The organism is Kitasatospora sp. NPDC001539, from assembly GCF_040298565.1.
Taxonomy (GTDB): Bacteria; Actinomycetota; Actinomycetes; order Streptomycetales; family Streptomycetaceae; genus Kitasatospora.
Genome location: NZ_JBEPAK010000286.1, coordinates 1 through 8,206 on the forward strand (window position 1 = coordinate 1; position 8,206 = coordinate 8,206).

An 8,206-nucleotide genomic window follows, 5' to 3' on the forward strand; every position below is an offset into this window, starting at 1 on the left:
GACGCGATCGTCCGGGGCCCTGCGCGGAGAAGCCGTACGAACCGGCGGCGCGCCTGTCCCGTGCAGCCGGGGCGGGCGAGCCGTGCAGCGCGGCCCGGTCAGCCCTGCAGGGCCACCGAGAAGTGCTCCAGCTCCGCGGCCAGCTCGGCCGGCACCTTGGCGTGCAGCAGCGTGCCCTCGCCGGTGTGCTCGGTGGCGAGCAGCTCGCCCTCCTTGTGCACCCGGGAGACCAGCGCGCCCTGGGTGTAGGGCACCAGGGCCCGCACCTCGACGGCCGGGCGCGGCAGTTCGTCGTCGATGAGCTGCAGCAGCTCGTCGATCCCCGCCCCACTGCGGGCCGACACCACGATGGCGTGCGGTTCGCGGCGCAGCAGGCGCTGCAGCACGTGCGGGTCGGCGGCGTCCGCCTTGTTGATCACCACGATCTCGGGCACGTCCTGCGCCTCGACCGAGACGATGACCTCCCGGACGGCGGCCAGCTGCGTCTCCGGCTCGGGGTGCGAGCCGTCCACCACGTGCAGGATGAGGTCCGCGTCGGCGACCTCCTCCATGGTCGAGCGGAAGGCCTCGACCAGGTGGTGCGGCAGGTGCCGGACGAAGCCGACGGTGTCCGCCAGGGTGTAGAGCCGCCCGCTCGGGGTCTGGGCCCGGCGCACGGTCGGGTCCAGGGTGGCGAACAGCGCGTTCTCCACCAGCACGCCCGCACCGGTGAGCCGGTTGAGCAGGGAGGACTTGCCGGCGTTGGTGTAGCCCGCGATGGCCACGGACGGCACCTGGTGGCGCTTGCGCTCCTGGCGCTTGGTGTCGCGGCCCTTCTTCATCTCGGCGATCTCCTTGCGGAGCTTCGCCATCTTCTCCCGGATCCGGCGCCGGTCGGTCTCGATCTTGGTCTCACCGGGACCACGGGTGGCCATGCCGCCGCCCGAGGAGCCGGAGCCGCCGCCACCCATCTGCCGGGACAGCGACTGACCCCAACCGCGCAGACGCGGCAGCATGTACTGCATCTGGGCCAGCGAGACCTGCGCCTTGCCCTCCCGGGACTTGGCGTGCTGGGCGAAGATGTCCAGGATCAGGGCCGTCCGGTCGACGACCTTGACCTTGACCACGTCCTCCAGGTGGATCAGCTGGCCGGGGGTGAGCTCACCGTCGCAGACCACGGTGTCGGCGCCGGTGGAGGCGACGATGTCGCGCAGCTCCTGCGCCTTGCCGGAGCCGATGTAGGTGGCCGCGTCGGGCTTGTCGCGGCGCTGGATGACGCCGTCCAGCACCTGGGAGCCGGCCGTCTCGGCCAGCGCGGCGAGCTCGGCCATCGAGTTCTCCGCCTCCTCCAGCGTGCCGTCCGTCCACACGCCGACGAGCACCACGCGCTCCAGGCGGAGCTGGCGGTACTCGACCTCGGTGACGTCTTCGAGCTCGGTGGAGAGGCCGACGACCCGGCGCAGGGCGGCGCGCTCGCTGCGGTCGTACTGGTCGCCGTCGTAGGTGTGGCCGAGGTCCTCGTCGATGGCCGCGAGGTCCTCGTCCATGAGGGCTTCAGCCCGTCGACCGTCGATGCGGCGCGGGGCGTCGGCGTGGTCGCGGGTGTCGAACGTGGAGGTCATTCTATCCTTTGGTCGCTGTACGGCTGTGGCGAGGACCCTCGACCGTCACCGGGGCCCATGTGCCCTGACAACGCCGTGGACCGGCCGTGAATTCCCCACGATGGTCGCACGCCCGGCGCGGGCCGGTCACCCCCATTTTCCCCGGAGTGGCGGCCCCGGGCGCCCTCCGGAGCGTGCGGGCGGCTCACGTCGTACACCCCGGACACCCGGAGCATCGCCCGCATCAGCGCGGGCAGCGCACCCGGCTCGGGCAGTTCGACGGTGTAGGTGTGGCGGACCCGCAGCTCCTGCGGCGGCTCGACCTCGGCCGAGACGATGCCGACGCCCTCGGCGGAGATCGCCGCGGTGAGGTCGGCGAGCAGCCGGGGCCGGTTCAGCGCCTCGGCCAGCAGGGTGGCGCGGTGCCTCGCCGTCGGGGCGTCCTCGGACCGCCAGCGGACCTGGAGCTCGGTGCGGCCGTCCGCGCGCAGCCGCTGGCCGGCCGGGCAGCCGGTGCGGTGCACGGCCACCGCGCCGCCGCGGATCGGGTAGCCGGCCACCTCGTCCGGCGGGACGGGCGTGCAGCAGCGGGCCAGGCGCACCGTCGCCCCGGGCCGCCCGGCCACGGCGACGGGGGCGGACCGGCGTTCCCCGGCCCGGTGCGCGGGCGGGGCGGGCTGGCCGCCGGCCGGCCCGGTGCGCACCACCGGCAGCCGGGCCGGGTGGTCGGCCAGCCAGCGCTCGATGGCCAGCCGGGCGGCGGGGGTGCGGGCGTGCGCCAGCCACTCCGGTGACGGGCCCGAGGGTTCGGCGCCGCGCTGCCCGCCGTCGGCCGGGGGGCTCTCGGTGAGGACGGCGAGCACGTCCCCGTCGCGCAGGACGGTGGACAGGGCGGTGAGCCGGCCGTTGACCCGGGCGCCGATACATCGGTGGCCGGTCTCCTCGCCGAGCAGGTAGGCCGCGTCCACACAGGTGGCGCCCGCCCTCAGCTGAAGCGTTTCGCCACTCTCCGTCACCACGGTGATCTCGCGGTCGCCGGCCAGGTCGGCGGTGAGCGCCGACCAGAACGCGTCCGGGTCGGGCGTCTCCTGCTGCCACTCCAGCAGCCGGCTGAGCCAGCCGGGCCGGGCCGGGTCGGTGCGGTCCAGCTCGTCGGTGTCCTGGGCGGGGCCGGCCGGGGTCGGGTCCCCGAGCGCGACCACCCCGGTCTCGGCCACCTCGTGCATCCGGCGGGTCCGCACCAGCACCTCGACCACCGCGCCGCCCTCCAGCGCCACCGCGGTGTGCAGCGACTGGTAGAGGTTGAACTTGGGCGCGGCCACGAAGTCCTTGAACTCGCCCGGCAGCGGCGTCCAGCAGGTGTGCAGCTCACCGAGCACGGCGTAGCAGTCGGCGTTCTCCTCGACCACCACCAGCAACCGCCCGAAGTCGGCCGGCTGCGGCCCCCGGGGCCGGCCGTCCGGCCCGGGCGCGGCCGCCCGTTCGAGCAGCACCCGGTGCAGCGAGACGCAGTGCCGGGGCCGCACCGTGACCTCGGCGGCGATCCCCGCCTCGGCCAGCTGGCGGGCCAGCCGGCCGGCGAACGGCCCCAGCACGGTGTCCGGCTCGGCCTCGTGATCGGCCATCAGGGCGCGGGTGCGGGCGTGCTCCTCGGGGTGCAGGGTGGCGAAGACGATGTCCTCCAGCTCCGCCTTGAGCACCTGGATGCCGAGCCGCTCGGCCAGCGGGATGAGCACGTCCCGGGTGACCTTGGCGATCCGCACCTGGCTGGCCGGCTTCATGTGCCGGATGGTGCGCATGTTGTGCAGCCGGTCGGCGAGCTTGATCACCATCACCCGGACGTCGTCCCCGGTGGCGACCAGCATCTTGCGGAAGGTCTCGGCCTCGGCGGCCGCGCCGAAGTCGACCTTCTCCAGTTTCGTCACCCCGTCGACCAGGTAGGCGACTTCGGGCCCGAACCCGGCGCTCACCTGGTCCAGCGTCAGGTCGGTGTCCTCGACGGTGTCGTGGAGCAGCGAGGCGACCAGGGTGGTGGTCCCGGCGCCGAGTTGGGCCAGGATCATGGTGACGGCCAGCGGGTGGGTGATGTACGGCTCGCCGCTCTTGCGCTTCTGGCCGCGGTGGCTGGCCTCGGCCAGCCGGTACGCCCGCGCGAGCAGGGCCAGGTCGCCCTGCGGGTGGTGCTGCCGGTGGACCCGGACGAGCGGCTCCAGGGCGTCCGGCACCGGCGGCCGCCCGGTGGCGAGTAACGCGGCGCGTCCGGCCCGGCCGAGGGCGGCCAGGCCGAGCTCCCCCAGGGGCCTCCGGGCCCCGGCCTGCCGTGCGGTCGTCGGCTGCCCCGCGAGGGGCTGCCCGGCTTCGATGGTCATCGGCACCTCCGGCAACGGTCGCCGGGTGCTGCCCCTCCCGGGGGGTGGTCTGCCACCCCTCCCGGGGGACGACCCGGTGGTCCATGCTACCGAGCAGAGCACGGTCCGCGATGCCGTGGTTCCCGTCCGCGACCGGTATCACCCGATCGGGGGGATTCGTCGCCGTACGAAATGGGCAAACCGGCCCGTCAGCCTCGGCTCAGTGACCCCCACCAGCGCGGGTCGAGCCGCCCCTCGGCCACGATCACCGCCGGCCCGGCCATCTCGACCCGGCCGTCCGGGTGTTCCGTGATGACCAGCCGGCCGCCCAGTACGTCCACGGTGTACGAGACCGCCTCGCCGGTGGCCGCCGGGTCCAGGCCGTCCCGGCGGATCGCGGCCACCGCGACGGCGCAGGCGCCGGTGCCACAGGAGCGGGTCTCGCCGGAGCCGCGCTCGTGCACCCGCATCGCGACGTGCCGCGGGCCGCGGTCCACCACGAACTCGACGTTGACGCCCTCCGGGTAGACGCCCTCGGGGCTGGTGAGCGGAGCGGTGCGCAGCTCACCGGCGTGGTCGAGGCTCTCGACGAAGGCCACCGCGTGCGGGTTGCCCATGTTGACGTTCAGCGCGGGCCAGCGCCGTTCGCCGACCGCGACCTCGATGCCGTCCGGCCCGGGCAGCCCGGCGCGGCCCATGTCGATGGTGACCTCACCGGGGGTGCCGTCCGCGGCGTCCTCGGCGACCGTCGCGGTGCGCACGCCGGAGCGGGTGGCGATCGCCTGCTCGCCGGGCTTGGCGAGACCGGCCTCGACCAGGAAGCGGGCGAAGACCCGCAGGCCGTTGCCGCACATCTCGGCGATGCTGCCGTCGGAGTTGCGGTAGTCCATGAACCACTCGGCCCGGTCGGCCAGGTGGGCGGCGGCCGGGTCGGCGGCGGCCCGCACCACCCGCAGCAGCCCGTCCCCGCCGATGCCGGCCCGCCGGTCGCACAGCGCGGCGACGGCCTCCGGGCCGATCTCCAGCACGCCGTCCGGGTCCGGCACGATCACGAAGTCGTTCTGGGTGCCGTGTCCCTTGAAGAAGGGGAGACCGGCCTGCTGGGGAGAGGATGCGCTCACCCCTCCGATGGTACTGATGCCCACCCGCCCGGCTCGGCGCGGGAAGGGGCCCGCGGCCGCCCGGCGGGCACGGGCGCCCCGGCGCGACCCGCTCGGCGCGGGCACGGACCGCCGGAAAACCCGGTCAGCGCAGGTAGGCGACCCGCCAGACCGCGAGCGCGCAGGCGACCAGTGCGATCAGGGTGTACACCACGATCGCCTTCCAGCCGGCCCGCTGCCCCGAACCCCGGCGCGGCAGCCCGGGCCACTTGTACCCCGCGTGCCGGGCGGCCATCGCGCCCCAGCCGACCGAGGCGGCCGTGAGCAGCAGCCCCAGCATCCCGACCATGGTGGCGCGCGCCCCGGCGGAGCCGAAGGCGAGCGGGAAGGCGAACATCAACGAGCCGAGGGTGCCGAGCAGCGCGATCGGCAGGGTCTGCCACCAGCGGAGCCGGCGCCGCGGCCGGATCTCGCGTTCGTGCACCGCTCCCCCGGGCGGGGTGCGGGTGTCCAGGGCGGGCACCGCGACCGCGTACGAGGTCGGCGCCTCCAGGCCGGTCAGCACCGGGAGGTCCCCTCTCGTCGACTCGTCGAACCCCTCGGCCGGTGCGGTGACGCTCCCGCCCTGTCCGGGTTCGGGGCCGGTACCCGTTGACACACGGCCTCCCCTGACAGTTCGACACGAGCGGACTCGCGGCCGGGCACGGTCGGCCCGCGCGGGCCGACCCCTATGGCATCGATGATGGCATGTCCAGAGGATCCGTTCGGGGCCTGACCGGGGTCCTCGGGTGATCCGTGGCCATCACGTGATCGGGCCGTGACCCCCGCTTCGTCCTGCACGGTCGGCTGCGCGCGCAGGTGCACCGCCGGATTGGCCGGAACCGCGCTACGCGGCCGGAATCCCCTGACGCGCGATCAGTTCGAGGGAACGTTCCAGCAGCTCGACCGGGTCGGTGCCGGTCGGGCGGGAGAGCCAGTGGATCCGGTCGTCCCGGCGGAACCAGGACTCCTGCCGGCGGGCGAAGCGCTTGGTGGCCCGTACGGTTTCGGCCCGCGCCTCGTCCTCGGTGCACTCCCCGGCGAAGTGGTCGAGCACCTGCTGGTAGCCGAGCGCCCGGGAGGCGGTCCTGCCCTCGCGCAGTCCGACCTCCTCCAGCCGCCGCACCTCGTCCAGCAGTCCGGCCTCCCACATCCGGTCGACCCGCAGGGTGATCCGCTCGTCCAGCTCGGGGCGCGGCACCGCGACGCCGATCTGCACGGTCCGGTAGACGGCGGTGTTGCCGGGCAGGTTGGCGGTGAACGGCCGGCCGGTGATCTCGATGACCTCCAGCGCCCGGACGATCCGCCGCCCGTTGCTCGTCAGGATCGCCTCGGCGGCCGCCGGGTCCAGCTCGGCCAGCCGCCGGTGCAGCGCGTACGGGCCGTGCTCCTCCAGTTCGGCCTCCAGCCGGGCGCGCACGGCCGGGTCGGTGCCGGGGAACTCCATCTCGTCGATCGCCGCCCGGACGTACAGGCCGGAGCCGCCGACCAGCACGGGCGTGCGCCCGGCCGCCAGCAGCCGGTCGATCTCGGCCCGGGCCAGCCGCTGGTACTCGGCGACACTGGCGGCCTCGGTGACCTCCCAGACGTCCAGCAGGTGGTGCGGCACGCCCCCGCGCTCCTCCGGGGTGAGCTTGGCGGTGCCGATGTCCATGCCCCGGTACAGCTGCATCGAGTCGGTGTTGATCACCTCGCCGCCGAGGGCGCGGGCGATGGCGACGGCCAGGTCGGACTTGCCGGCGGCGGTGGCGCCGACGACGGAGACCACCTGGGGAGGGGCGGCGTTCGGGGTGCGGGAGCTGCTCACCGCTCCAGTCTCGCAAACCGCGGAGGCCACGGGGACCGGGCTGCCGCGCCCGCCCCGCCGCGCGACCATGTGACGGGAGGCCGGGGCCCGGTTTTGCGAACGCTTTACCGGTCCCGTGCGTTGAGCAGGGGACAGGGAGAGAAGGAGATCGCCATGGGTCTGATGGACAACCTCAAGGGCAAGGCCGAGGAGCTCAAGGAAAAGGCGAGCGACCTCGCAGGCAAGCACGGCGACCAGATCGAGCAGCTGGTGGACAAGGCCGGCGGCGCGATCGACAAGGCGACCAAGGGCAAGTACAGCGACAAGATCGAGCACGGCGCCGACAAGGCCAAGCACGCGGTGGACGACTTCGCCCACAAGCCGAAGCCGGGCGACGACGGCCCGGCCCCCAGGCCCTGACGCCCCGCCGCTCGGTGCCCGGCTGCTGGGGTGCCCGGCCGTCAGGCGCCCGGCCGCTCGGTGCCCGGCCGCTCGGTGCCCGGCCCCGGGCCGGACGCCTGGCCGGGGCCGAACGCCGGCCCGGCCCGGGCGCTCAGCTCCAGGACGCCACGAAGTACCCCACCCCGTACGGCGCGTCCTGGTAGCGCAGCCGCGCGGTGAGGCCGGCGCCCGCCGCGGCGCCGGCCAGCACCTGCCAGGGGGCCCGGCCCTCGGCCTTGAGCTCGGCGGCGAGCCCGCTGTCCAGGGCGGCGAGGGCGGCCAGGTCGGCCGATCCCAGGGCGGCGGCCAGCGCGGCGTCGAACCCCTCGGCGCGCTCGTCCAGGTAGCCGGGCGCGCGCACCGTGCGGCAGGCACTGCCGTCGCCCAGCACCAGCAGGGCGACCCGGTCGGCGAGTCCGGCCAGGCCCTGGCCGAGCCCGAGCATCCGGTCGGCGGGAGCGTCCGGGGGCACCGCGCAGGCGTGCGTGGGCAGGGTGATTCCGGCGCGCTCCAGCAGCCAGGCGCCGACGGTCAGCGAGGGCGCCAGCTCCGGCCCCTCGACCCGCCCGCCGGGCAGCTTGGCGACCAGCGGCACCCCGTACCGGTGGAAGGACCCGGCCCCGCCCTCGGTCCAGACCTCGGCCTCCGGCCCGGTACCGACCGCCACCACCAGCTGCGGCTCGGCCGCGACCAGCGCCGCCAGCGCCTCGTCGCAGGCGGCGCGCAGCCCGTCCAGCTCGGGCGCGGCCCCGGCGGCGATCTCGGGGACGATCAGCGGCGGACAGGGGCACACGGCGGCGGCTACCAGCATGTGGATCACTCTAGCCGGGCGGACGGACGGCCCGGTGGGAGTCCGGACTCCCACCAGATCGGAAGAGCGTCGGGTTGGGAAAGAGGGTTGATTCTCGCGTG

At 74.9% G+C, this 8,206-nt stretch carries 7 protein-coding genes; 1 reads left to right on the forward strand and 6 read right to left on the reverse strand.

The genetic code is table 11. The annotated features are described in order from the left end of the window. Positions 1–98 precede the first annotated feature (98 nt). From hflX to miaA, 5 genes are all read right to left on the reverse strand, one after another. Entirely contained in the window at positions 99–1,601 is a 1,503-nt protein-coding gene (gene hflX, locus ABT247_RS29280; protein ID WP_350748354.1) for a GTPase HflX, read from the reverse strand. Further along, on the reverse strand, positions 1,598–3,949 hold the full coding sequence (locus ABT247_RS29285; protein WP_350748357.1) for a RelA/SpoT family protein: 2,352 nt from the start codon (positions 3,947–3,949) through the stop codon (positions 1,598–1,600). Before ABT247_RS29285 ends, hflX begins: the two co-directional genes overlap by 4 nt. 188 nt (positions 3,950–4,137) lie before the next feature. Further along, the gene (gene dapF / locus ABT247_RS29290) at positions 4,138–5,049 is read right to left on the reverse strand and encodes a diaminopimelate epimerase (RefSeq protein WP_350748360.1); all 912 of its coding nucleotides are present in this window, start codon (positions 5,047–5,049) and stop codon (positions 4,138–4,140) included. Between the two features lie 124 nt (positions 5,050–5,173). After that, on the reverse strand, positions 5,174–5,686 hold the full coding sequence (locus ABT247_RS29295) for a hypothetical protein (protein ID WP_350748361.1): 513 nt from the start codon (positions 5,684–5,686) through the stop codon (positions 5,174–5,176). A 228-nt stretch (positions 5,687–5,914) separates the two neighbouring features. Further along, positions 5,915–6,874: a tRNA (adenosine(37)-N6)-dimethylallyltransferase MiaA gene (miaA, locus tag ABT247_RS29300; protein ID WP_350748364.1), complete on the reverse strand. Its 960-nt coding sequence runs from the start codon at positions 6,872–6,874 to the stop codon at positions 5,915–5,917. 153 nt (positions 6,875–7,027) lie between these two features. Here miaA and ABT247_RS29305 point away from each other — a divergent pair, with 153 nt between their 5' ends. Continuing rightward, positions 7,028–7,273: an antitoxin gene (locus ABT247_RS29305; protein ID WP_350748366.1), complete on the forward strand. Its 246-nt coding sequence runs from the start codon at positions 7,028–7,030 to the stop codon at positions 7,271–7,273. Positions 7,274–7,406: 133 nt separating this feature from the next. Here the strand turns inward: ABT247_RS29305 and ABT247_RS29310 are convergent, their stop codons facing one another. Continuing rightward, positions 7,407–8,105 (reverse strand): class III extradiol ring-cleavage dioxygenase family protein, encoded by a 699-nt coding sequence (locus ABT247_RS29310; RefSeq protein WP_350748368.1) that lies wholly within the window; start codon positions 8,103–8,105, stop codon positions 7,407–7,409. Positions 8,106–8,206 lie beyond the last annotated feature (101 nt).